Genomic DNA, 24,584 nt, shown 5'->3' on the forward strand with positions numbered 1-24,584 from the left:
CGTACGCGCGGGTGCCCGGCATACGGGCTCGTACGGCGGCGGGTCGGGCGCGAGGCCGGTCGGGCCGATCTCGCGCGGAGGCGGTGGGTGCGCCGGGTCGGGCCGCGTCGTCCGCGACGGCCGGGTGCCCGGACGGACACGTCGGCTCGGTGCGGCCGTGCGGCCGGGGTCGGCCCCGGTCGGGTCGGCGCACCCGGCACCGACGGCGGTGTTACGCCGGCTGGTGGGCGATGACCGCCTGGTTGCCGCCGTCCGCCCACGCGTTGGCGAAGTCGGAGATCTCGACCGGCATGGTCTGACCCTCGGGCCAGCTCGGGTCGTTGACCAGGACGTACACCGAGCCGTCGGGCTGCACGTCGACACCGGTGACCCACACCGACGACAGCGCCGGCGGGTTCTGCTCGACCGGCGTGCCCGTGACCACGTCGTGCAGCGGCAGGCCGGTCTCGTTGGTGTCCACGACGGCCATGACCGGGTCGCCGCTCTCCAGCGCGTTGAGGAGGGTGTCCATGTCGGCGTCGTAGACCGTCTCGGTCTCGATGCCGTGCAGTTCCAGCAGGCTGCCGACGCTGTCGCCGTCCATGCCGTAGACCGGGTCGAAGAAGCCGGCGTTCTGGGCCTCGGCGGCCAGCGCGGCCTCGTTGAACGGCTGGCCGGTGAGCTTCTCGATGATCTGGCCCTCGGTGGCGAGCGGCGAGTTCGTGAGGTCCTGCACGCCGTGGTAGTAGGCCGCGTCGCCCAACGGGTCGCCCACGCCGTCGAAGTCGGCCGGGGCCCAGTCGGGGGTGTAGTGCGCGACGTCCATCGGGCCGTACGACGGGTACGGCACCACGGAGTCGGCGTCGTAGCCGCCGTGGTAGGTACTGTTGTCCTCGGTGGCCGCGGTGGGCTGCGCGTGGTCGTGCGCGCTGGTGGAGTTGTCGACGTAGGTGGACGAGTTGTCCACGGAGGTCGAGGAGTTGTCGACGTAGGTGTCGCCCTCGTTGACGACGTACACGTCCGCGCTCTGGTCGCCGACCACGTAGACGTCGCCCTCGACGGTGACGTCCACCTGGACGAAGACGCCGTTGTACGGGTCGTAGGCGACATCGCCCCAGCACGGGTCGTAGACCACGTCGTAGTCGCCGCCGTACGGGCCGCCGTCGGCGTAGGGGTTGTAGCCCGGGTCGGTGTACGGGTCGTACGACGGGTCGTGGCCCGGTTGCGCGAACGGGTCCTCGTACGGGTACTCGCTCGGCGTGTAGGCGTCCGGGTCGTAGTCCGCCGGCACCGGCACGTCGCCGCCCTGCGGGACCTCCAGCGGGTCGACCGACCCGTCCGCGGAGACGTCGCTCGGGCCCTCGTAGGGGTGGCCGTTCTCGGCGTAGTAGTGGTCGTAGCTCGGGTCCGACGGGTCCAGGCCCGCGTTCGGGTCGTTCGGGTCGACCGGCGCGTAGGGGTCGTCCGCGACGTCCGACGGCACCGCGTACGGGTCGTCGGCGGTGTCGGTGGGCACCGCGTACGGGTCCGCCGCCGCGGCGTCGGCCTGGTCCTGCACCCACGGGTCGGCCGGCTCACCGGTGACCGGGTCGGTCAACGGGTCCGTGTAGTCCGGCAGTTCGGGGGCCGGCGGCACGTCGAGCGGGTCGGTCGCGGTCGGGTCGGCGGAGACGTCGGCGGACGCGTCGAGCGGGTCGGTCTCCCACAGCGGGGCGTCGGTGCCCGGGTCCTCGCCGAGCGTGGTGTCGTACGAGGAGTCGAGGTCGTCGGGTGTCTCGGTGTACAAGTCGTCGCTGTAGTGCTCGTTCATATTCGGGTTCCCCCCCGGGTTGAAAGGCGTTCGCGCTGCGCGTTGACCGTCGCGCGACGCCGTTCCGTCTGCCTGCCGGAGTCCTCCAGCAGGGTCCTGCGTGCCGCCAGAATCCCCTCGCGGCGGCGGTGTTCCGCGACCAGTTCGTCGACGGTCGCGGCGTACGTGGCCCGGAACCGCGCCACGTGCTCGCGGACCGTCTCCGCGTAGGTCTCGGTGGCGGTCTCGATGGCCTCGTCGATCTGTACGGCGAGCCCGGTCGCGACCGTCTGGAGTGTCTGATGCATTTCGGCCCGTGCGTGGTTCCGCAGCGCGTTCATGTCCGTGGACGCCATCGAGTCGGCGATCCGGGCCGCGAAACCCCCGAGGCCACCGCGCGGTTGGGGGGAGGGCGGCGGCGGGATCGTGGGATGCGGTTGCGGAGGATATGAGGAAGGTCCGTCCGAAACGCTCCGACCGAAATACGCGGAATGCCGAGGTTGCGGCGGCGGCATGTCGGGCGGCACCGTGCCCCGGAGCGGGCCGATCGGCGGGGGCATCGAGGCGAACCACTGGTCCACCCCCGACCCGATCGGCCCCGATCCCGTTGCCTGGTGGCGAACCGCTCGTAGCTGTTGTGTGACACCGGAGACGTTCGACTCGTACGCCAGCAGCGCGCTGTCGGCGAGCTGTGTGCCGCTGACGACCGTGATGCGGGAGCGCGCGACGTGCACCACCTGCTGGTCGAGCTTGGCGTACTCCGCCTCGAACGCCTCCTCGACGGCGGCCTCGGCCTGCCGAGCGCCGTCCGCGAGTGCCGACGTCACGGCGGTCTGCACGACATCGCCGATGCGCGGCAGGTCGCGGCGGATCAGCTCGGGGACGTCGCCGCGGATGACGCGGCGCAGGTCGTCGGGCGTCGCGGCGGCGCCGATCGCGGTGTCGATCGACCGGCGCGTGTACTGCTGCCACTGCGCCGCCATCGCCCCGGTCGCGCGGCGGGCGTTCTCGGCGCCCGCGTCGACGAGCGTGCGCGCGCGGGCCGCGTGCCGCAGGGTGAACGCGTCGAGGTCGGGGATGCGCGCGGCCCCCAACTCGGCCTCCTCCTCGGCGAGCCGGCGCCGCGCGTCGTCCAACTCGGCGCCCAGTTCCCCGAGGACGTCCTCCAGCAGGCGCAGCAGGTGGTCCGAGACCGCGATGATGCGCTGACGCTGCATCAGATCGCGCAGCGAGGCGAGCGTCGCGGGGAACGCGTCGGCCCAGTACTCCTGTTCCGGCCCGAGCAGCGGCCGGCCGGTCGCCCGGCGCAGCACCGCGTCCGCCGCGACCCCCTCGACCACGACGTCGTCGAGCCCGAGCATGCGGGCGAAGCGGCGGCGCACGTGGTTGAGCAGGTCGTCGTGCTCGTCGTCCTCGACGTGGTCCATCTTCGTCACGAGGAAGACGCAGCGGCGCAGCAGTGCGGGATCGAGCGCGTCGGCGAGGAATTCGGTGAGCGACGTGGAGGCCGGGGACGCGGAAGGGCTCAGCACGGCGGCCAGGTCGGCCTCCTCGCGCATCACCGCCGAGGTGATCTCGGTATGCCCCACCTCGGCGTTCGTCCCGGGTGTGTCGATGATCACCAGCCCGTCGCGCAACGGGGCCGCGGGATGCCGCACTTCGAGGTACGAAAGATGCGGCGCGATGCGCTCGTCGGCGGTCAGCAGCGACAGGATGGCCGAGGTCTCGCGCGGGACGCGCAGGTAGGGCGCGAGGTGCAGCAGCATGCGGCCGAGGGGGCTGTCCGCGCCTTCCGCGCGCCCGGTCGGGTACACGTACCGGATGCCGTCGTTGCGGAACCGCACGTGCACGGTGAACTCGGGACCGTGCGTGATCCGCGTCGCGGCGGCCGTCGTCCGCAGCGCGGACGTGGGGAGCAGGTCGAGGCCGAGCAGCGCGTTGATGAACGTGCTTTTCCCCGCCGAGAATTCACCGATGACGGCGAGGTAGTAGCGGTCGTCGCGCAGGCGTTCCTCGACCGCCCGGATGCGGTCGGTCAGCCGCCCCAGCCGGTCGCGGTCCGCGACGGTGCGGCGCACCAGGCGCAGCGCGAAGTCGAGGTGGTCGGACACCTCGGTCAACGCCTCGATCGTCTCGCGGCGCTGTTCGCGCGCGTCATCGGACCGGTTTTCCCCCGGCCCCGGAGTCATACCCGCGTGCATGGTCCCCCCACAAGGTGTGGGTCAGTCTGATGGCGCCCGGTTCCCCGCGTCAACGTGCCCCGATGTGCCCGGGAAACGGCAGGGCGCGCGCGAATCGGATGGACAGGAAACGTATCCGTACGTCAATCTGACCGCTTGTCAGGCCGCAGGGGCGCCCGTGCCCGGGACGGCGGTCGTCATTCTTCTGCGAAGGAAGCTTTCTCCATGCGTGCTGTCAGCCGTTCTGTCCGAATAAAGGCCGCCGCGGCGGCGGTCGCGCCGCTGTTGCTGGCTGTCACCGCGTGCGGTTCCGACGACGACGGCGGCAAGACCGTCGAGCCCCTGACCGCCGAGCAGATCAAGTCGGCCCTGGTGGTCGCCGCGGATCTGCCCGGCTACGAGGTCGAGGTCGCCGAAGAGGATTCGGAGGCCGAGCCGGAGAAGGCCGACAAGCCCGAGTGCCAGCCGATCCTGCAACTGGTCGCCCCGGACCAGGGGCACATGCCCAAGTCGGCGGCCTCCGCGACCGCGGGCAAGCCCGAGGGCGAAGGCGACGGCACCGTCAACATCGTCGGCATCGGACAATTCGACGGGGACCAGGCCAAGCAGTTCCTCGACGAGGCCAAAGCCGCTCTCGCGAAGTGCACGCAATTCGCGTCGACCGACACGGAAGGCGGCACGACCACGTACACCGTGAAGGAGGGCCCGCAGCTCGGCTTCGGCGACCAGTCGCTCGTCATCGAGTACGACATGGGCGAAAACGGCAAGTTCACCGTCAAGCATGTGCGCAGCGGCCCCGTGCTGGTCCAGGCCATGGCCGTGACCACGGAGGACGGTGACGCCGTGGTGTCCGACGACATCGTCCGGGCCCAGTTCGACAAGCTCGTCAAGGTCCAGAAGGGCTGAGAGCCGGGTGCCCGGACGACGGTCCGGGCGGCGCGTGGGCGGGACGGTCCGAGGGCCGTCCCGCCCACTTCCGTGCGCCGCGGCCTGCCCGGGTGGCCGGGCCCCGCCGCGTGAGGGCCCGGCCACGGCCCGTGTGCGCCGGCCGTCGCCGGCACGGGGGTGCGCCGCGGGCTCCCGCGCCGTCGTACGCTGCTCCAGGCGTCCCCACCGCCTGCCCGAGGAACCCCATGCGTGTGTTGTCCCGGTCCCGCAGCGCCCGCGGAGCCATCGCCCTGGCGGTGGCCGCGCTGTTCGCCGCCGTGTCGTGCTCCGACGGCGGCGGCGCGAAGACCGCTCCCGACGCGCTGTCCACGGCGAGTCTTCAGGCCGCGCTGCTCACCGCGGGTGAGCTGCCGCAGGGCTGGGAGCTTGTCGGCGGCGGCAAGGCGGTCACCGCGGACGAGGTGGTCCGGGCGGACCGGTCGGCGTGCCAGCCCGTCATGGACATGGTGTCCGGGCGTTCCGCGGAGATCGCCCCGACCGGGCAGGTGGACGCCGGCCTGCTGGGGCCGGGGGAGGCGGAAGGCGCCTCGCATCTCGGGATCAACCAGTACAAGGAAGGCGAGGCCGCGGCGCTGCTGGAGGCGGTGCGGGCCGCGTTGCCGGGCTGTGCGTCCTTCGGCGTCGTCGAGGGCGGCGGCAGCGCCAACGTCGTCGCCATCGCCCCCGGCCAGGGGCCCGAACTCGGGGATGCCGCCGTGTTCTTCGAGGTGGCGACGGTCGACGCGTCGGGCGGCATGATGCGCATCCCGCACGCGATCGTGCGCACGGGGTCGGCGCTGGTCATCACGTCCACCCTGAACCTGCCCGACAGCGCGACGGTCCCGATCCCCGAGGAACTGCTGCGTGCGCAGGTCGACAAGCTCGCCGGCATGCAGCGGCAGGCACGGCAGGCCTAGAAGTCGGGGTCCGCGGTCCGTGCCGGGGGTTTGCCGCCGGGTATGTCCTGGTCGACGACGAGGCGATCCCTCGCGGGTGTTACCTCCGCCGGGTCGGCCCAGCCCGCCGCCGGACAAGCCGTCATCCACGGCAAACACGGCAAATCGGAGCATACTGGGCATCGGTGGGCCGGGCGGCCACCGTCGCGCGGGCCGGGTGGGGCGTGGTGCGGCGCGGTCTTCCTCGTCGACCGGTTCCGTCCGGACCCAGAGGAGGCGGCGATGTTCGAGGAAGCGCAGTATCTGGCCCCGGTCACCCGGAAGGCCGACGGCAGCATCGAGGTCGAGCTGTCCCGAAGCCACCCCGGGTTCGCCGACGCCGTGTACCGCGAACGGCGCAACCGCATCGCCGAGCTGGCGCTGCGGCACACGCCCGGCGATCCGGTCCCCGAGGTCGCCTACACGCCGGAGGAGCACGAGGTCTGGCGCATCGTCTCCGCCGAACTGGCCGAGGCCCACGCCGAACTGGCCGTCGCCGAATACCTCGTCGGCTGCGAGCGCCTCGGCCTGCCCGCGGACCGCATCCCGCAACTGCAGCAGGTCGGCGAGTGGCTGGCCCCGCTGACCGGTTTCCGCTACCTCCCCGCCGCCGGACTCGTGGAACTGCGCGAGTTCTACGGCACGCTCGCCGACTCCCGCTTCCACTCCACGCAGTACATCCGGCACCACAGCGTCCCCCTCTACACCCCCGAGCCCGACGTCGTGCACGAGGTCATCGGCCACGCCAACGCCCTCGCGAGCGACCGGTTCGCCGCCCTCTACCGCCTCGCCGGCCAGGCCGCGCGCCGCGTGGAGAGCCGCGAGGCGCTGGAGTTCGTGTCCAAGGTCTTCTGGTTCACCCTCGAATTCGGCGTCATGGCCGAGGGCCGCGACCTGAAGGCCTACGGCGCCGGGATCCTCTCCTCGTACGGCGAGATCCGCGCGTTCCGCGGCATGGACATCCGCCCGCTCGACCTCGCGGCGATGGGCACGACGCCGTACGACATCACCCACTACCAGGACGTCCTCTTCCGCGCCGAGTCCCTGAGCCACCTGGAGGACGTCGTCGGCACCTTCTGGGCGACCTGCGACGACGACGCCATCGCGCGCCTGTCCGTCGCGGTCGCCTGACGGCGACCGCGTCAGGACGTCATCGCCGCGGCCGTCTCCAGGAGTTCCGCCACGGTGCCGGTGAAGTCGGGGAGGAGGGCGAGAGCCGCGGTCCAGGCGTCGGCGTCGCGGCGCAGGTGCCTGGCGGCCAGCTCGCCCGCGAACGCGCCCGCGACCGCCATGGCGACGGCGGCGGGCCGGGTGCCGTGGAGGATCTCGTCGGGGGTGCGCTGCCGCGTGGTGAGGCAGCGGCGCAGCGTCCATTCGGAGAGCGGGGGCCCGTCCACCGGCGGGTTCTCGGGGGCCGGTGCGCCGAGGGCGCCGCGCAGCCGCGGGGGAGCCAGCGTGCGGAGCAGGGCGAAGGCGGTGTCGTCGGGGGGCGCGGGCGTGTGTGTGTCCGGGCCCGGTTCGCGTGCGGCGGCGAGGAGTTCGCGGACGCTGCCGGGAAACGCCGGGCCGAGCGCGGCCAGGCGGCGCCACCCCTCCGCGTCGTCCGGGAGCAGCGGGCGCAACTCCTCCAAAGGCCGCTCGAAGACGGTGTTGCGGCTGCCGCCCGTGCGGAAGGTCTCCACCGCGCCCAGGACCCGCCAGGCGGGCCGTCCCGTCGCGAGGAAGTGGCGGGGCGTCGCCACGCCGTTGATGAGGGCCTGTTCCAGCGGCAGCGTGGAGGCGTACACGGAGGACGCCAGGGCGGCTACGGTGTCGACCGGGCAGCCGTCCGCCCCCGCGAGCCCGGCCGACACCTCGCGGGTGAACGGCGTTCCGCGGTGCGCCGCGGCGATCGCGTCCCAGTCGGGTGCTCCGGTGATCGTCCCGAGGACGTGGCGGACCTCGTTGCGCCGCAGGCCGTCCGTGCCGAACGCCCGGATCAGCTCGCCGGTGTCCGGCCCCGCGGAGACGGCCGCGTCCAGCACCGCCCGGCCGTCGTCCGACTCCAGCGCGTCGCGGACGACCGGACCGATGACGCGGGTCCGGTACCGGCCGATCCCGAGCGCCGCGCGCACCGCGTCGGGCCCCGCGAGCCGCCACAGCGTCGCGAAGGCCTGGAGGCGCGCGTGTTCGACGTGGGATTTGCTCGGGAACTCGCCCAGGATCGACAGGCTGTGCCGGACCAGCTCGACGTCGCGGGCGTAGACGAGCGCGAGGACGTACGGGCGCGCCCGGGTGGCCAGCAGTTCGTCGTACAGCGCCGGGTGCAGCTCCGGGCCCTCGGCGAGGATGCGGCGGCGCAGGCGGGTGTCGGCGCGCGAGTTCGTGAAGACGCGGCGGTTCACCTCGGGGCAGCCGAGTGCGACGAAACGCCCCAGGACCCGCCGCGGCACGCGGTCGTCGCCGGCCAGGGAGACGCGGTCGTGGTGGTCGCCTTCGGCGAGGACCCGGTCGATCAGCGGTTCGATGTCGGACAGCCGCCCCAGCAGCCGCCGGCGCGTGCCCGGCGGGCACCGCTCCAGAACGCGCCGGGCGAGATCCGGCTCGCTGTGCCGCAGCAACGCCGCCATGCCTTCTATCGCCACACGCGCCCACTCCTCGCTCACACCGGCGCGCACACCGCGCAACACACCGCGTACCGGACGGACCGGGCCATCCGTCCGGGAGCGTGCATTCTGCCACGCCGTGCGGGGTGCGGGTTCCGGATGCCGGACAGCCGCGTCGGCGGTGCCGCGCCCGGGGCACGGCACCCCCGACGGCGTCATGCCGGCGTCACTCCGCCGTCACCCCGCGGTGGGGCGGCCGACGTGTGGCGGTCATGTGCCGGGCAGCGTGCGCGGGCGCGCGACGTGGTGGCCGAAGGGCGCGCCCGCGAGGTCGAACGCGCGCACCTCGGGGTCGATCCGGCGCTGCCCGGGCTCGCGCTCCGGCGCCGCCTCGATCGCCGGCTCCTCCTCGCCGACCCTGGCCAGCCAGGCGAGGAGTTCGCCGCGCAGCGTGTCGGCGATCTCGCGGTGCGACGTGAGGCCCACGAGGTTGTCGAGCTCGTACGGGTCGTTGTCCAGGTCGTACAGCGCCGACTCGACGTAGTGGGCCGACGACGGCGTGGTCCAGCCGTCGGCGCCGGGCGCGGTGACGGCGTACTTCCAGCGGCTCGTCCGGACCGCGCGCCCCACCTCGGACTCGCTGACCTGGACGAAGACCGACTCGGGGCGCCCCGGATCGACCCCGCCCCCCACGAGGGGCAGGAACGACCGGCCGTGCACCCCCTCCGGCACCGGGAGGCCGGCCGCGTCCAGGAGCGTCGGCACCAGGTCGACCGTGCCGACCGGATGCCGGATCACCCCGCCGCCGGTGAAGCCCGGCCCGGTCAGCGCGAGCGGTACGCGGATCGACACGTCGTGTGCCGAGCGTTTGTACTCCTCGTTGCGGGTGCGGAAGTGGTTGCCGTGGTCGGCCGTCCAGGCGACGACCGTGGACTCGGTGAGGTCCAGTGACGCCAGTGCGTCGCGCAGTCGGCCGAATCCCTCGTCGACCCGCTTGATCTGGCCGAGGTAGCCGCCCAGGTGCCGGTGTGCGGGCCCGCCGTGCGTCGCCAGATCGGGCGGCACCCAGCGGCCGGCGTAGCGCTCGCGGTAGCCGTCGGGCGCCGGGTACGAGTCGGTCGCGTTCTGGTGGTGCGGCTCCAGCAGCGACACGAACAGCAGGAACGGGTGGTCGTGGTGGTCGGCGAGGAACCGGATCGCCGCGTCGACGACCGCGTCGGAGCGGTAGCCGACCAGGCGTACGGGCCGTTCGTCGGCGTCGTACATCACCGTCCGGTGGGCGTCGGACGTGAATTCGAGGGTGTTGCTGCCCAACCAGTGCTCGTAGCCGCCCCGTTCGTCGCGCGGGACCGGGTCCGCGGACGCCAGGTGCCATTTGCCGATGTAGCCGGTCGCGTAGCCGGCGTCCGCGAAACCCCGTGCCAGCGTGGGCACGTCCTTCGGCAGCGGGATGCCGTTGCGGAACGTCCCGAGCGACGTCGGGTAGCGCCCGGTCTGCAGCGACGACCGGGCCGGGCCGCAGACGGGTTGCGGGGTCAGCGCTTGGTCGACGTGCGTGCCCTCGCGCGCCAGGCGGTCGAACTCGGGTGTCAGGCCCAGCGGATTGCCATGCGCGCCGGTGGTGTCCCAGCGCTGCTGGTCGGTCAGCACGACGACCACGTTCGGACGCTCACTCATACGTGGCCGCCGCGTCGCGGAGGGTGCGCAGGACCGTCTCCGGGTCGTACGCGGCGGGTGTCCCCGGCGTGTAGGTGACCGCCCGCAGCGCGCCCGAGTAGCGGAACGCGCCGTGGCGTTCGTGGAGGGGCCACGACACCGGGGACTTGCGGTCCACGCCGACGCTGATGCCCTGGAGCGGGGCCATGCCGATCAGCAGGTGCACACCCTCCAGCCATGCCGTGTCCTCGCCGTCGACCGCGACGACGAAGTCCCAGCGGAACCGGGGGCGGGTGGCGGCGCGCAGCACCACCTCGTGCGGGCCGGGGGTGAGCGGACCGGCGTCGACCTCGTGCAGCACGCCGTACTCGTTGTACGCGAACCCCAGGTGGCCGTCCTCGACGTACACGCTGTAGCCGCCGCCCTGGTCGCCGTGCGACAGCAGCACCCCCGCGTCGTCGGGGCCGTGGTCGTCGATCTCGATGCGTGCCGAGAAGTCGCGGAACGCGACGAGCTTCGCCGAGCGGTAGCGCTCCAGCTCCGGCGTCCCGGCGAGGATGCGGACGGGCTTGCGCAGTTCTTCCTCGTCGGGGTGCCGGAACGCCAGGGCGCCGCTGGCGTCGGCGAGCGGGAACACCCCGTCGCGCCACGCCGCGGACTCCCACGCGGCGGCCAACTCCTTCACCACGTCCGGGTGTTCGGCGGCCAGGTCGTCGATCTCCGTGGGATCGGCGGTGATGTCGTACAGCGCCCACTCGCCGTCGTCGTACGGCGTGCCGAACTGATGCTGCGTCACCAGCTTGTAGGGGTGCCGGTAGTAGCTCCGGTTGCCGGACATCTCGCTGTACTGCTCGGTGTGTCGCGACACCGCGTCCGCCGACCGCAGCACGTCGGTGAACGCGCGGCCGTCCACCTCCTGCGTCGGCTGCCCGCCGCGCACCTCGGGCCGCTCCACGTCCGCGAGTTCGAGCAGTGTGGGGAGGAGGTCGGTCACGTACTGGTATTGGTCGCGCACCCCGGAGTCGCCGTCGCCGCGCGGCAGTCCGGCGGGCCACGAGAGCACGAACGGCACGCGCACACCGCCGGCGTACGTCTGGCCCTTGTACAGCCGGAACGGCGTGTTGGACGCCATGCCCCAGCCGCGCGGGTAGTGGACCAGGCTGCGCGGGCCGCCGACCAGGTCGAGTTCGCGGTCGACGTCGCCGTTCCACTCGTCGGGCAGCCCGGGGTGGTGGACGAACCGCTTGAAGTACGCCCGCGTCCCCTCGGCGCCGCCCTCGCCGGTACCGCCGTTGTCGGAGGTGAACACGATGACGGTGTTGTCGAGTTCGCCGAGTTCGTCGAGTGTCGCGGTCAGGCGGCCGAGGTTCCGGTCGATGTTGTCGACCATCGCCGCGTAGACCTCCATGTAGCGCTCGTACAACTCCTTCGTCTCCGCCGGGAGTTCGTCCCACGCGCCGACCTCGTGGCCCTTCTCGAAGTTGCGCCGGGGCAGGCGCGTGCCCTCGGGGAACAGCCCGTCGGCGATCTGCCGCGCGAAGCGCGTGTCGCGCAGCGCGTCCCAGCCGTCGCGGTAACGGCCGCGCTGCCGTTCGATGTCGGCCGGTTTGGCCTGCAGCGGGCCGTGCACGGCGTTGTGGGCGACGTACAGGAAGAAGGGCTTGTCGGCGTCGTGCGCGCGCAACGCCTTGACCATGCCGATGGCTTCGTCGGTGATGTCGTCGGTGTAGTAGTAGTCGGGCGGGAGTTCGTCGATGTCCAGCGGGCTGTTGTCGCGCACGAGCTGGTGCGGGTGGAACAGGCTCGTCAGGCCCTCCAGCACCCCGTAGTAGCGGTCGAAGCCTTTCTGGAGCGGCCAGTTGCGCCGGTCGTCCGCCGCGTTGGACGCGGAGTCGCGCACCAGGTGCCACTTGCCGACCGCGAACGTGGCGTAGCCCGCGTCGTGCAGCAGCTGCGGCAGCGTGGGGATGTCGTCGGGGATCTCCATCGCGTAGCCGGGGAAGCCCGGGTCGGCGTTCGCGACGAACGAGTAGCCCACGCGGTGCGGGTTGAGCCCGGTCAGCAGCGCCGCCCGGGCGGGCGAGCACAGCGGCATCGTGTGGTAGTTCGTCAGCCGCACGCCGCGCTCGGCGAGCCGGTCGAGCACCGGTGTGGCGATCTCCGAACCGAACGGGCCGATGTCGCTGTAGCCCATGTCGTCGATCAGCACGACGACGATGTTGGGCGCCCCCGGCCGGGCCTTCGCCCGCGGCTCCCACGCGGGTTCGGACTCGGCGAACGTGCGTCCGGCGCGGCCGGTGAAGCCGGCGTACGGATCCCGCCGCCGCGGGTTGTCGGAAGGGGTCATCGGTCTGCTCCTCACGCCGCGGCAGCGGCGACGGTGTTCGGCACGGGGCTGGGGACGGCGGCCAACAACCCGCGGGTGTACGGGTGCCGCGGACGCGCGCACAGTTCCTCGGCGGGCCCGGTCTCCACGACGCGGCCCGCGCGCATCACCGCGATGCGGTGCGAGATCTGCCGGACGACGGCCAGATCGTGCGCGATGAAGATCATCGACAGGCCCAGGTCGGCCTGCAGGTCGGCGAGCAGGTTGACCACCTGCGCCTGGACGGAGACATCGAGCGCCGACACCGGTTCGTCGCAGATCAGCACGTCGGGTTCCGGGGCCAACGCCCGGGCGATGCCGATGCGTTGGCGCTGGCCACCGGAGAAGTCGCGGGGGTAGCGGCCCGCGGCGGACGCGTCCAGCCCCACCCGCTCCAGGAGTTCGGCGACCCGGCGGCGGTGTTCGGCGGGCGTCCCGATGCCCTGAGAGACCAGGGGGTCGGCGATGACCGCGCCGACCGTCATGCGCGGGTTGAGCGATGCGTACGGGTCCTGGAAGACCATCTGGACGCGCCGCCGCAGCGCCCGCAGTTCGGCGCGCGAGGGCTTGGTGACGTCCCGGCCGTCGAGGAGGATGCTCCCGGACGTCGCCGGATGCACACCGACCAGGGTGCGTACGAGCGTCGACTTCCCGGAGCCGGACTCGCCGACCACGCCCAGGGTTTCGCCCCGTGCCAGGTCGAGCGACACGTCGTCGAGCGCCACCACGCGGTTGCGGCGCGAACGGAACACCTTGCCCAGCGAGCGGATCGAGACGACCGGTTCGCCGTCGGCGTCGCCCGTGCCGGCCGCGCGGGCGACCACGGACGGCGCCTGCTTCGCAGCGGACTCGGCCGCGGCGTCGGGCACCGGGCCGTCGGACACCCAGCACGCCACCGTGCGGCCCGCCGCCACGCGCGACGGCGGCTGCTCGGTGCGGCATTGGTCGGTCGCGAGGGTGCAGCGGTCCGCGAACGCGCACCCGGCCGGGGGCGCGGCCAGGTCCGGCGGCGCTCCGGGAATGCCCCGCAGGCGCTGCCCGTACGCGGCGTCGAGCCGGGGCACCGCGCGCAACAGCCCCGCGGTGTACGGGTGGTGAGGTGCCGTCAGGACATCCGCGGTGCGGCCCTGTTCGACGACCTTGCCGCCGTACAGCACCATGACGCGGGCGGCGGACCGCGCCACCACGCCCATGTTGTGGGTGATCAGCACCGTCGCGGTGCCCAGGTCGCGCGACAGCCGTTCGATGAGGTCCAGGATCTGCGCCTGCACCGTCGGGTCGAGCGCGGTGGTCGGCTCGTCGGCGAGCAGGAGGTCGGGCTCGTTGGCCAGGGCGAGCGCGATCATGACGCGCTGCCGCATGCCCCCGGAGAACTGGTGGGGGTGGTCGCGCATGCGCTTGGCGGGGTCGGGGATGCCCACGAGATCGAGGAGTTCGACCGCCCGCGCGGTGCGGGCGCGCTTGTCGCGCACGCCGTGCGCGCGCATCGCCTCGTCGAGGTGGCGGCCGACGGTCAGCAGCGGGTTCAGCGACGTCATCGGGTCCTGGAAGATCATCCCGACGCGTGCCCCACGGACCCGCCGCAACGCGGCCTCGTCGGCCGCGGTGAGGTCGAGCGGGTCGCCGGGCCCGTTGTCGAGCAGCACCGCGCCCGCGCTGATCCGCCCGGCGGGCGGCAGCATGCGCGTCAGCGCGAGCGCCGTCGTGGACTTGCCGGACCCGGACTCGCCGACGATCGCGAGGGTTTCGCCGCGCGCGAGGTCGAAGTCGACGCCGCGCACGGCGTGCACGGGGCCGCGTTCCGAGTCGAAGGTGACGTGCAGGCCGCGCACGCGCAGCAGCGGGGCCGCGGACGGGGGTTCGGCGGCCGTACCGGAGCGTGCCCCGGCCGCCGCGGGCTGCGGTTTCTCGGTCGATACGGTCATCGTCGCGCTCCCCGGTTGAGTGCTTCCGCGATCAGGTTGAGCCCCACGACCAGCGTCGTGATCACCACGAGGGGGCCGAGAGCGTAGGTGAAGTGGTCCTCCAGATAGGGCCGCGACTCGGCGAGGATCCCGCCGAGCGAGGGGTCGGGCGGCCGGACCCCGATGCCGATGAAACTCATCGCGCCCTCGAGGATCACCGCGATCGACAGCGACACCGCGACCTGGACCACCACCGGGTCGGCCGCGTTCGGCAGGACGTGCCGCGTGAGCAGCCGCAGCGGGCCGGCGCCGCCGATCCGCGCGGCCACGGCGTACTCGCGTTCCCGGTGCACGAGGATCGCGCCGCGCAGCATGCGCCCGAACCCGGGGATCTCCACGAGCACGATGACGGTGATGATGGTGATCTTGCCGGGGCCCATGATCGCCGTGGCGGTCAGGCCCAGGATCAGGCCGGGGAACGACTGCAGCAGGTCGAACAACCGCTGCACCGCGACGTCGGCGGCCCGGTGCGTGATCGCGACCAGGGCCAGCGAGCAGCCGATGACCAGGCCGATCGGCACCGCGGCGAAGACCACCAGAAGATCGGTGCGGATGCCGTAGAGCAGCCGGCTCAGCAGGTCGCGGCCGATCTCGTCGGTGCCCCACGCGTGCCCGGCCGCCCCCGGGTCCTGGAGCGACGCCGCCGTCTGGAAGTTCGGGTCGTGCGAGGTCAGCAGCGGTGCGGCGAGGCCCGCGACGAGGACCACTCCGACCAGGACGAGGCCGGTGATGCCGCGCGGGGTCATGAGGCCGCGCAGGTAGCGGTTGCGGATCCGGCGCGGCTTGGACGCCGCGACCGGGACGGTGGCGAGTGCTTCGGTAGCCATGTCGGGTCACCCCAGCCGGACGCGCGGGTCGATGAGTGCGTACGCCAGATCGGTCAGCAGTTGCACGACCACGAACACCGCGACCAGGAACAGCAGCACCGCCTGGATCACCGGGTAGTCGCGCCGGGTGACCGCCTGTTCCGCGAGCGTCCCGAGGCCCGGCCACGCGAACACCGCCTCGATGATCACCGCTCCGCCGAGGAGGACACCGATCTGCATGCCGAGCACCGTCAGCACGGGCGGCAGCGAGTTCGGCAGCGCGTGCCGCCACAGGATGCGGCGGTGCGAGATCCCCAAGGACTTCGCGGTGCGCGTGTAGTCCTCCCCGAGCGCCTGCTGCAGTCCGTCCTTCACGAAGCGCGCGAAGATCGCCGCCGACGGCAGGGCCAGCACCAGCGCCGGCATCAGGAGGTACTGGAACCCGATCTGCGGATCGGTCAGGACCGACACGTGCCCGCCCGCGGGCAGCACCGGCCACGCGATCGCGAAGACGAAAACGAGCAGGAAGCCGCTCACGTACGGCGGGATGATCAGCGAGATCGAATTGACCGCCGACAGGAGCGTCTGTCCGAAGCGGTTCCGCACCGTGACCCCGGCGACCCCGAGCGCGAAACCGAGGACGAGGCTGAAGAGCAGCGAGGCCACGGTGAGTTCGACGGTGTTGCCGAGCCGCTGGCCGAGCAGGTCGGAGACCGACCCGCCGATGATGTACGAGCGCCCCAGGTCGCCGCGCACCAGGTCCGCGAGCCACGCGCCGTACTGCGCGAGCAGCGGCCGGTCCAGGCCGAGGTCGTGCCGGATCGCGGCCACGGTGTCCGGCGACGGGTCCGTGCCGGCCAGCGTCACGGCCGGGTCGCCCGGCACCGCGCGGAGGATGAGGAAGATCACGAAGGAGGCGAGCAGCAGCACCCCGAACGCCGAGGGCAGCCGTCGCAGGAGATATCCGGTCATGGTCGCGGGCCGCCCGTCACGCGAGGTACGCGTCGTCGAGAATCAGCGCCGCGAACTCGTTCTGGGCGACGCCCCGCAGATTGGACGTCGACGAGTACAGGTTCGCCGTCACCACCAGGTCGATCACGAACGACTCGTCGAGCAGCACCTCGCTCAGGTCCTGGTACGCGGCCTTGGCCGTCGGGCTCGCCGGGTCCGCCTGGCGCCACGCCCGCTGCACGATCTCGGTGTAGCGCGGGCTGGAGAACTTCGAGGAGTTCTTCGCCTCGTTGAACGGGTACGCGCTGACCGCCAGCGTCGACGGGTGCACCTGCGCGAACCCGTGCTGGCCGGTCCACAGCGCCGGCAGCGTCTGCCCGATCAGCCGGGTCTGGAACTGCGCCGAGTCCATGGGTTCGAGCGTGGTCTTGATGCCGACCTGCTCCAGGTCGAACTGCACCATCTGGCCGATCGCGGGCGCGTTGGACAGGAACGCCAGCGGCAGTTCCAGGTCCGTCGCACCGGCCTCCGCGAGCAGCGCCTTCGCACGGTCCGGGTCGTGCGTGTAGCGCTTGGCGGTCGCGTCGGAGTACGCCGGCGACGACTTGGGCCACGGCGCCGCGGACGCGAACCCGTACCCCCCGAGGGCCTGGTCCACGATCCGCTCGCGGTTGACCGCGAACGACACCGCCTGCCGGACGCGCTTGTCGTCGAGCGGCTTCACACTCACGTTGGCGCCCACGTAGATCGCGCCGCCGCCGGTGTCGAACTGCTGGAACGTGAACTGGTTGTCGGACTTGACCGGCGCGATGTCCCGGCCCGACAGCGTGGTCGCCAGGTGGATCTGCTTGCTGCGCAGGGCCGCGAGCAGCGAGTCGGGCTGCGGGATGATCCGTATCTCGACACCGTCGAAGTAGGGGCGGTCCGGAACGAAGTAGTCCGGGTTGCGGGTGAGCGACATCGAGGCGCCGGGCGTCCAGTTCTTGAGGACGAACGGCCCGGTGCCGATCAACTTCTTGCCGGTCACCGCCTCTTCGACGCTCTCCCGGTCGGCGATGATCATGAATTCGAACAGGTCGAAGAGATTGCTCACCGCGTGTTCCAGATGCAGGGTGAGTTCCGTCGGGCTGTGCACCGTGAAGTCCTTCACGGCGGCGGCGGTGGCCCGCAACTGCGCGCTGCGCTTGGCCTCCTTGAGGTTCTCGACCGCCCAGACGACGTCGTCCGCGGTGAACGGGCGCCCGTTGTGGAATTTGACGCCTTCGCGCAACTGGAACGTGACACTCGTGCCGTCCGGTGCGACCTGCCACGACTTCGCCAATTGCGGCTGCGGATTCAGGTTGTCGTCGTACGCCGTCAATGTGTTGAAGACCAGTCGCGGCAGGATCAGGAAACCGCTCTGGGTGAAGAGCAGCGCGGGAGTGAAATCGATCCCGCTGCCTATCTGAAGAGTCCCGCCTCTCCGGGGAGTTCCGCCGTCTCCTCCGCCGGCGGGGTTCGCGTTGTTCTCGCTCACGGCCGACTTGCAGCCCGCCAGCCCCAGCAGAACGGCGCCGGCTCCGGCGGCACGCAGCACGGTCCGGCGCGTGGTGTCGAGAGAGGGGAGGGCAGGCATGGCAATACTCCTCTGAACGGATTCGGGGCAGGCGAAAACGCGCGCACGGCAGGGGAATCCACCGGGTGCGAAAGCGGGGCGGGGATGAAGAGGGACGGCGCTGGGGCGGAGACGTCAGGGAATGCGGGGACCGCGGCGGCGACAGGCCGCTACACCGCGCCCCCGGCCGAAAAGAAGGCGAGCCGCGGGTGCCGAAAGGTCAGCGGTGGACGGCACAGATGGCGCCCGCGACACGACAAAAGTCGATGTGGCGGCGCGAAACGAGGGCCATGTCCGAACTCACGGTCCTGACTTTGGCAGGAGTGGGCGAAAGCGGTCAACGATGTCTTGCCACGTGGACACTTGTTAACAAGTTGTTGCGTAAAGGGAGTTCGACGTTGCGCCGGTCACACCGGGGCGGTCACAAAATCGATCAGCTCTTCCACCCGGCCGAGCAACGCCGGCTCCAGATCCCGGAACGACGCCACGTGCCCGAGAATCCAGCGCCACGTCTCACCGGTATTCGTCGTCCGCCCGAGCGCGGCATTGACGCCGTCCTTCCACACGACATCGCGCGGTACGTCCGGCCACGCCGCGATCCCCAGCGCCGACGGCTTGACCGCCTGCCAGATGTCGACGAACGGGTGCCCGGTGACGAGCACATGGCCGCCGTACGGCCCGGCCGCCACCCCGGCGGCGATGCGGCTCTCCTTCGACCCCGGCACGAGGTGGTCCACCAGGACGCCCAGCCGCCGACCCGGCCCCGGGCGGAACGCGCGTACCACGTCCGGGAGATGGTCCACGCCTTCCAGGCACTCCACCACGACGCCCTCGATGCGCAGGTCGTCGCCCCACACCCGCTCGACCAGCTCCGCGTCGTGCCGCCCCTCGACATAGATGCGCCCGGCCCGCGCGACCCGCGCACGGGCGTCCGGCACCGCCACCGACCCCGAGGCGGTACGCGCCGGGCGCGCCGACGCCCGCGCGGCCACCGGGCGGACGAGCGTCACGACCGCCCCGTCGACCATGAAGCCGCGCGGCTCCATCGGGAACACCCGGTGCGCGCCGTGCCGGTCCTCCAGCGTCACGGTGAACCCCTCCGGGGTCTTCTCGACGCGCACCACGGCACCGCAGAACCCGGTCTCGACCTCCTCGACCACCAGATCCCGGGTCGCCGCCACCTCCTCGACCCGCGAGGTCTTCTTCCACGGCGGCGTCAGATCGGGGCCGTAACTCCTGCTGCGCATGGCAGACGACGCTAGCGGCCGTCCGGCGTTCACCCGTTCAGGCGCGCCGGGCCGCGCCCCCGGCGAGGTCAAGCAGCCGGTAGCCGCGCGTCACGGCGGCCGTCACCGCCTCGGCTCCCCACGGCCAGTCGCCGCGCGCCACCGCCTCCTCGACGGAGCGCCCCCGCGCGTGCCACCGCCGCAGCTCGGCGGCCACGGCGTCGATCTCGCGGCGCTGCCCGGCGGCGAACTCCGCGTCGACCACGTCGCCGTGGCCGGGCAGGACCGACCGTACGCCGGCGGCGTCGCCCGGGGCCAGGCACGCGAGGTCGAGCGCGCGCCGGATCGCGTCCGGCCACGTGAACGGAAACGAGTCCGGCCCGCACGCCAGCGGCGCGGACTGCTCCACCAGGTCCCCGGCCACCACCAGGCCGCAGTGCGGCACGTACACCGCGAGGTCCGCGCACGTGTGCGCGCCGTCCGGCATCGCCTCCACCACCAGCGACCGGTCCCGGCCCACCGGGACCACCTCCGGCCCGCCCGGAGCGATCAGCCGGGTCGGCGGCACGATGCGCACCCCGGCCATGTCGGTCTCCGGCATCCCGCACCGCACCGCGTCGCGGCGTCCTTCTTCTCCCCAGAAGCGCAGATAGCCCGGCAATGCCTGGTGACCGATCACACACGCGTCGGGAAACCGCCGCAAAACCTCGGCGTTGCCGTAGCAGTGGTCGAAGTGGCCGTGCGTGTTCACCACCGCCAGCGCGCGGTAGGGCAGCCCGTGCGCGCCCAGGATCTCCGTGAGACCCGCGAGCAGCGCGCGCGTCTCACGCTCGTACGAACCCGTGTCGACCAGCGCGAAACCGTCGCGCCCCGCGATCGCCGCGACGTTCAGGTCCAGCTCCGGCACCCGGGCCGTGAAAACCCCCGGTGCGAGCGGACGCCATGGGTAACACCCCTCAGGTGACGCATGTACCATCCGTCGACCCTTGCACGGACGGCAGGGTACGGACGGAACGGCGTCACCGTACACTGGCACTCCAGGCAGACGAGTGCCAGGCAGGTCAGGGAGGTGCGCAGGTGCTCGACGACCGCAAGCTCGACGTGTTGCGCGCCATCGTGCAGGACTACGTCGCCACACACGAACCCGTCGGCTCCAAGGCGCTCGCCGACAGGCACAACCTCGGGGTCTCCCCGGCGACGATCCGCAACGACATGGCGGCGCTGGAGGAGGACGGCTACATCGCCCAACCCCACACCAGCGCGGGGCGCGTGCCGACCGACAAGGGGTACCGGCTCTTCGTCGACCGGCTGGCCGGGATCAAGCCCCTCTCGACACCCGAGCGCCGCGCGATCCAGCTCTTCCTGGACGGCGCCGTCGACCTCGACGACGTCGTGGGGCGCACCGTTCGCCTGCTCGCCCAGCTCACCCACCAGGTGGCGGTCGTGCAGTACCCGTCCCTGACCCGCTCCACGATCCGCCACGTCGAGCTGCTGACCCTGGCGCCGACGCGGATCATGCTCGTGCTCATCACCAACACGGGCCGCGTCGAACAGCGCGTCATCGACCGCCCCGAGCCGGTCGGCGAGAACCTGCTGGCCGACCTGCGCGCCCGGATCAACAGCGTCGTGGTCGGCAAGCGCTTCGCCGACGTCGCGGAGCTGGTCCAGAACCTCGGCGAGTCCTTCACCGCCGAGGACCAGCCGATCGTGACCACCGTCCTCGCCACATTGCTCGATACCCTGGTGGAGCAGCAGGAAGAACGCGTCGTCCTCGCGGGAACGGCCAACCTCACCCGGTTCGGCACCGATTTCCCGATGACGATCCGCCCGGTGCTCGAAGCCTTGGAGGAGCATGTGGTGCTCCTGCGCCTGCTCGGTGAGGCCACCGAGCCGGCGATGGTGGTGCGTATCGGGCACGAGAACATGCACGAAGGGCTGGCCGCCACTTCAGTGGTGTCCGTCGGGTACGGCAGCGGCGACGAAGCGCTCGCCAAACTCGGCGTGCTCGGGCCGACCAGGATGGACTACCCCGGAACGATGGGAGCGGTACGCGCCGTGGCACGGTACGTCGGACAGATTCTCGCGGAGTCGTAGTTGACCACTGATTACTACGAAGTCCTGGGTGTTCGGCGCGATGCCACGCCTGAGGAGATCAAGAAGGCCTTCCGCCGCCTCGCCCGCGAGCTTCACCCGGATGTGAATCCGGATCCGAAGACGCAGGAGCGCTTCAAGGAGATCAACGCGGCCTACGAGGTCCTGTCGGATCCGCAGAAGCGCCAGATGTACGACCTCGGCGGCGATCCGCTCGGCAATCCCGCGGCCGGCGGCCCGGGCGGCGGTTTCGGCGCGGGCTTCGGCTTCAGCGACATCATGGACGCTTTCTTCGGCCAGGCCGGCCAACGCGGGCCCCGCTCGCGCACGCGCCGCGGCCAGGACGCCATGATCCGCATCGAGGTGCAGTTGGAGGAGGCGGCGTTCGGCACGACCCGGGAGATCCAGGTCGACACCGCCGTCACCTGCAACACGTGCAACGGCGAGGGCGCGGCCCCCGGCACGACCGCGCAGACCTGCGACATGTGCCGCGGTCGCGGCGAGGTCAGCCAGGTCACCAGGTCGTTCCTCGGCCAGGTCATGACCTCGCGGCCCTGCCCGCAGTGCCAGGGCTTCGGCACCGTCGTGCCGAGCCCCTGCCCCGAGTGCGCCGGAGACGGGCGCGTCCGGGCGCGGCGCACGCTCACCGTCAAGATCCCCGCCGGCGTCGACTCCGGCACCCGCATCCAGCTCGCGGGCGAGGGCGAGGTCGGCCCGGGCGGCGGCCCCGCCGGAGACCTGTATGTCGAGATCTCCGAGGTCCCGCACCCGACCTTCCAGCGGCGCGGCGACGACCTGCACTGCACCGTGACCCTCCCGATGACGGCCGCGGCGCTGGGCACCAAGGTGCCGCTGGAGACGCTCGACGGCGTCGTCGAGATCGACATCCGCCCGGGCACGCAGTCCGGCCAGTCGATCCCGATGCACGGCCGGGGCGTCACCCACCTGCGCGGCGGCGGCCGGGGCGACCTCATCGTGCACGTCGAGGTGCAGACCCCGACCAAGCTCGACCCCGAGCAGGAGGAACTCCTGAGAAGGCTTGCCAAACTGCGCGCCGAGGAGCGTCCGCAAGGGCAGTTCTCGCCGGGCCAGCAGGGGCTCTTCTCCCGGTTGAAGGACGCGTTCAACGGCCGGTAGCCGCCGGGCGGCCGGGGCCGCGTGCGTCCCCGTCCGCGCGGAACCGCCGCGCGGAGCCCGCGCCGACCGCCGGCGAACTTCCGTACCGCACACCGGAGTCACATGAGCGCCCCCGTCTTCCTCAGCGCCGATCCGGCACTGCGCACCGGCCGCCGCGTCGTCCTGGACGGGCCCGAGGGCCGGCACGCCGTCACCGTCCGCCGCCTGGCCGTCGGTGAGGAGGTCGTGCTCACCGACGGGCGCGGCCTGTCCGTGCGCGGCACGGTCGCGGTCGTCGAGGGCAAGGACACCCTGCACGTCGACGTCGCCGAGCGCGCCGAGGAGCCGCCGCCCGCGCCGCGCGTCGTCGTCGTCCAGGCGCTGCCCAAAGGCGATCGCGGCGAACTGGCCGTCGAGACGATGACCGAGGTCGGCGTCGACGTGATCGTGCCGTGGGCAGCCGCGCGCTGCGTCACCCAGTGGCGCGGGGACCGCGGCGCGAAGTCCCTCGCCAAATGGCGGTCCACGGCCCGCGAGGCGGGCAAGCAGGCCCGGCGCGTGCATCTCCCGGACGTCACCGATCTCATGACGACCCGTCAGGTCGCGCAGCTGCTGCATACGGCCGCGTTCGCCGCGGTGCTGCACGAGAGCGCGACCGAACCGCTCGCGACCGCGGACGTCCCGGGCGACGGCGACCTCGTCCTGGTCGTCGGCCCGGAAGGCGGCATCGCCCGCGAGGAGTCGGCCGCGTTCGCGGAGGCGGGGGCCGGGGCGTACCGGCTCGGGCGGACCGTGCTGCGCACCTCCACGGCGGGAGTGTCGGCGGCCTCGGTGGTGCTGGCCCGATCGGGGCGCTGGGCGTGACCTCCGGCCGATAGCATCGCGCCGAACCCGTCACTCACAAGGAGGCACGCATGGCGGCCGGGGAACCCGACACGGAATGCCTGTTCTGCAAGATCGTCGCCGGGGACGTCCCCGCCACGGTCGTCCGTGAGACGAAGGACGTCATCGCCTTCGCGGACATCAACCCGCAGGCGCCCGTCCACATCCTGGTCATCCCGCGCGCCCACTACGCGAATGCCGGCGAACTGGGCGCCGTCGCCCCGGAACTGGCCGGCACCCTCCTCGCCGAGGCCGCCGCCGTCGCCGCCGAACAAGACCTCGACGGCGGCTACCGCCTCGTCTTCAACACCGGCGCCGGCGCGGGCCAAACCGTCTTCCACGTCCACGCCCACCTCCTCGGCGGCCGAGGCCTCACCTGGCCGCCCGGATAGGCGAACGCACGGTCTCGCGACGCGCCGCCGACGGAGAGGACGAGCCGGTCCGTCCGCGTCTCCGCCATGGCGGCGTGCGGATTCGGGGTGGGCGGCGCCGGCCCGGGCCGCCGGCTCCGCGATACGGGTGCGCGGTGGGCCGGGAGCGTCCGGAGAATGGGCGGCATGTCGACCCGTGAACTCGTCGTACTCGGTACGGCCAGCCAGGCGCCCACGCGGCACCGCAATCACAACGGCTACCTGCTGCGCTGGGACCGCGAGGGGCTGCTCTTCGATCCGGGGGAGGGCACGCAGCGGCAGATGCTGTACGCGGGGGTCGCGGCGAGCGACATCACGCGGATCTGTGTGACGCACTTCCACGGCGACCACTGCCTCGGCCTGCCCGGGGTGATCCAGCGGATGAGTCTCGACCGGGTGGCGCACGAGGTCACGGCCTACTTTCCCGCGTCGGGCCGGCGGTTCTTCGACCGGCTGCGCCACGCCAGCGTCTTCCACGAGCAGACCGTGCTGCGCGAGCAGCCCCTCGACGGCGCGGCGGTCGCCCTGCCCCTGCCCGGACTGATGCTGGAGGCCCGCCGCCTGTCCCACCCGGTCGAGTCGTACGGCTTCCGGCTCGCCGAGCCCGACAGCCGCCGCATGCTGCCCGAACGCCTCCGCGAACTCGGCGTCACCGGCCCCGACGTGGGCCGCCTCCAGCGTGAGGGCGCCATCGAGACCGACGGCCGCGTGGTGCGCCTGGACCAGGTCAGCGCACCGCGCGGGGGCCAGAGCGTCGCCTTCGTCATGGACACCCGGCGTTGCGACGCCGTCGGGGAACTCGCCGAAGGGGTCGACATGTTCGTGTGCGAGTCCACGTTCCTGGACAGCGAGGCCGACCTCGCCCGCACCCACGGCCACATGACCGCCGCCGAAGCCGCGACGGTCGCCCGGGAGGCGGGCGTGCGCCTCCTCGTCCTCACCCACTTCTCGCAGCGGTACACCGACCCGCAGGCCTTCCGCGCGGAGGCCCGCCGGCATTTCGACGGCGAGATCGTCGTGGCCGCCGACCTCGACCGCGTCCCGGTCCCCAGGCGGCGCTGACGATCACACATGATCATCCGGCGGAAAAGTCCACCAGTCCGTCAAGGGCAAAGAGCTACCATTGCG

20 protein-coding genes are annotated in these 24,584 nt (G+C 72.3%); 8 read left to right on the forward strand and 12 right to left on the reverse strand.

The features are described from left to right. Window positions 1-211 precede the first annotated feature (211 nt). Together LO772_RS23405 and LO772_RS23410 are read right to left on the reverse strand one after the other, a co-directional pair. Window positions 212-1,789, reverse strand: coding sequence for a hypothetical protein (locus LO772_RS23405; protein WP_231773993.1), 1,578 nt, complete (start codon window positions 1,787-1,789; stop codon window positions 212-214). Continuing rightward, the gene (locus tag LO772_RS23410; protein WP_231779686.1) at window positions 1,786-3,879 is read right to left on the reverse strand and encodes a dynamin family protein; all 2,094 of its coding nucleotides are present in this window, start codon (window positions 3,877-3,879) and stop codon (window positions 1,786-1,788) included. The genes LO772_RS23405 and LO772_RS23410 overlap by 4 nt, the downstream gene beginning before the upstream one ends. 294 nt (window positions 3,880-4,173) lie before the next feature. On the opposite strand from LO772_RS23410, the gene LO772_RS23415 reads away from it, so the two are divergent. The 3 genes from LO772_RS23415 to LO772_RS23425 all read left to right on the forward strand — a co-directional run bounded on the left by LO772_RS23415 (window position 4,174) and on the right by LO772_RS23425 (window position 6,941). Beyond that, the gene (locus tag LO772_RS23415) at window positions 4,174-4,854 is read left to right on the forward strand and encodes a sensor domain-containing protein (protein ID WP_231773994.1); all 681 of its coding nucleotides are present in this window, start codon (window positions 4,174-4,176) and stop codon (window positions 4,852-4,854) included. 227 nt (window positions 4,855-5,081) lie between these two features. Then, a complete protein-coding gene (locus tag LO772_RS23420) occupies window positions 5,082-5,792 on the forward strand; it encodes a hypothetical protein (protein ID WP_231773995.1) in 711 nt (236 codons plus the stop codon). A 261-nt stretch (window positions 5,793-6,053) separates the two neighbouring features. Continuing rightward, window positions 6,054-6,941, forward strand: coding sequence for a phenylalanine 4-monooxygenase (locus LO772_RS23425; protein WP_231773996.1), 888 nt, complete (start codon window positions 6,054-6,056; stop codon window positions 6,939-6,941). 11 nt (window positions 6,942-6,952) lie between these two features. Here the strand turns inward: LO772_RS23425 and LO772_RS23430 are convergent, their stop codons facing one another. The 10 genes from LO772_RS23430 to LO772_RS23470 form a co-directional block, all read right to left on the reverse strand. Next, window positions 6,953-8,434: a hypothetical protein gene (locus LO772_RS23430; RefSeq protein ID WP_231773997.1), complete on the reverse strand. Its 1,482-nt coding sequence runs from the start codon at window positions 8,432-8,434 to the stop codon at window positions 6,953-6,955. A gap of 231 nt (window positions 8,435-8,665) precedes the next feature. After that, window positions 8,666-10,072: a sulfatase-like hydrolase/transferase gene (locus LO772_RS23435; RefSeq protein WP_231773998.1), complete on the reverse strand. Its 1,407-nt coding sequence runs from the start codon at window positions 10,070-10,072 to the stop codon at window positions 8,666-8,668. Further along, window positions 10,065-12,398 carry an arylsulfatase gene (locus tag LO772_RS23440; RefSeq protein WP_231773999.1) on the reverse strand — a complete coding sequence of 778 codons (2,334 nt, stop codon included), beginning with the start codon at window positions 12,396-12,398 and terminating at the stop codon, window positions 10,065-10,067. The genes LO772_RS23435 and LO772_RS23440 overlap by 8 nt, the downstream gene beginning before the upstream one ends. An 11-nt stretch (window positions 12,399-12,409) precedes the next feature. After that, window positions 12,410-14,341 (reverse strand): dipeptide ABC transporter ATP-binding protein, encoded by a 1,932-nt coding sequence (locus LO772_RS23445; RefSeq protein WP_231774000.1) that lies wholly within the window; start codon window positions 14,339-14,341, stop codon window positions 12,410-12,412. Next, window positions 14,338-15,207, reverse strand: a complete 870-nt coding sequence (locus LO772_RS23450) for an ABC transporter permease (protein ID WP_231774001.1) — start codon at window positions 15,205-15,207, stop codon at window positions 14,338-14,340. Before LO772_RS23450 ends, LO772_RS23445 begins: the two co-directional genes overlap by 4 nt. Before the next feature lie 6 nt (window positions 15,208-15,213). Beyond that, complete coding sequence (locus LO772_RS23455; protein WP_231774002.1) at window positions 15,214-16,158, reverse strand: ABC transporter permease; 945 nt, start codon at window positions 16,156-16,158, stop codon at window positions 15,214-15,216. A gap of 16 nt (window positions 16,159-16,174) precedes the next feature. Further along, entirely contained in the window at window positions 16,175-17,752 is a 1,578-nt protein-coding gene (locus LO772_RS23460) for an ABC transporter substrate-binding protein (RefSeq protein WP_231774003.1), read from the reverse strand. A 199-nt stretch (window positions 17,753-17,951) separates the two neighbouring features. Then, complete coding sequence (locus LO772_RS36390; RefSeq protein WP_443089464.1) at window positions 17,952-18,023, reverse strand: putative leader peptide; 72 nt, start codon at window positions 18,021-18,023, stop codon at window positions 17,952-17,954. A gap of 115 nt (window positions 18,024-18,138) precedes the next feature. Next, window positions 18,139-18,978 (reverse strand): DUF3097 family protein, encoded by an 840-nt coding sequence (locus LO772_RS23465; RefSeq protein WP_231774004.1) that lies wholly within the window; start codon window positions 18,976-18,978, stop codon window positions 18,139-18,141. Between the two features lie 37 nt (window positions 18,979-19,015). Continuing rightward, window positions 19,016-19,864 carry an MBL fold metallo-hydrolase gene (locus LO772_RS23470; RefSeq protein ID WP_231774005.1) on the reverse strand — a complete coding sequence of 283 codons (849 nt, stop codon included), beginning with the start codon at window positions 19,862-19,864 and terminating at the stop codon, window positions 19,016-19,018. Window positions 19,865-20,034: 170 nt separating this feature from the next. On the opposite strand from LO772_RS23470, the gene hrcA reads away from it, so the two are divergent. The 5 genes from hrcA (at window position 20,035) to LO772_RS23495 (ending at window position 24,518) form a co-directional block, all read left to right on the forward strand. After that, window positions 20,035-21,051 carry a heat-inducible transcriptional repressor HrcA gene (gene hrcA, locus LO772_RS23475; RefSeq protein ID WP_231774006.1) on the forward strand — a complete coding sequence of 339 codons (1,017 nt, stop codon included), beginning with the start codon at window positions 20,035-20,037 and terminating at the stop codon, window positions 21,049-21,051. Continuing rightward, window positions 21,052-22,185 carry a molecular chaperone DnaJ gene (gene dnaJ, locus LO772_RS23480; RefSeq protein WP_231774007.1) on the forward strand — a complete coding sequence of 378 codons (1,134 nt, stop codon included), beginning with the start codon at window positions 21,052-21,054 and terminating at the stop codon, window positions 22,183-22,185. 102 nt (window positions 22,186-22,287) lie between these two features. After that, a complete protein-coding gene (locus tag LO772_RS23485; protein ID WP_231774008.1) occupies window positions 22,288-23,028 on the forward strand; it encodes a 16S rRNA (uracil(1498)-N(3))-methyltransferase in 741 nt (246 codons plus the stop codon). A 50-nt stretch (window positions 23,029-23,078) separates the two neighbouring features. Beyond that, the gene (locus LO772_RS23490; RefSeq protein WP_231774009.1) at window positions 23,079-23,438 is read left to right on the forward strand and encodes a histidine triad nucleotide-binding protein; all 360 of its coding nucleotides are present in this window, start codon (window positions 23,079-23,081) and stop codon (window positions 23,436-23,438) included. 165 nt (window positions 23,439-23,603) lie between these two features. Beyond that, on the forward strand, window positions 23,604-24,518 hold the full coding sequence (locus LO772_RS23495; protein WP_231774010.1) for a ribonuclease Z: 915 nt from the start codon (window positions 23,604-23,606) through the stop codon (window positions 24,516-24,518). The last annotated feature ends 66 nt before the right edge of the window (window positions 24,519-24,584 follow it).

Origin of the sequence: Yinghuangia sp. ASG 101 (assembly GCF_021165735.1) — a bacterium.
Lineage (GTDB): Bacteria > Actinomycetota > Actinomycetes > Streptomycetales > Streptomycetaceae > Yinghuangia.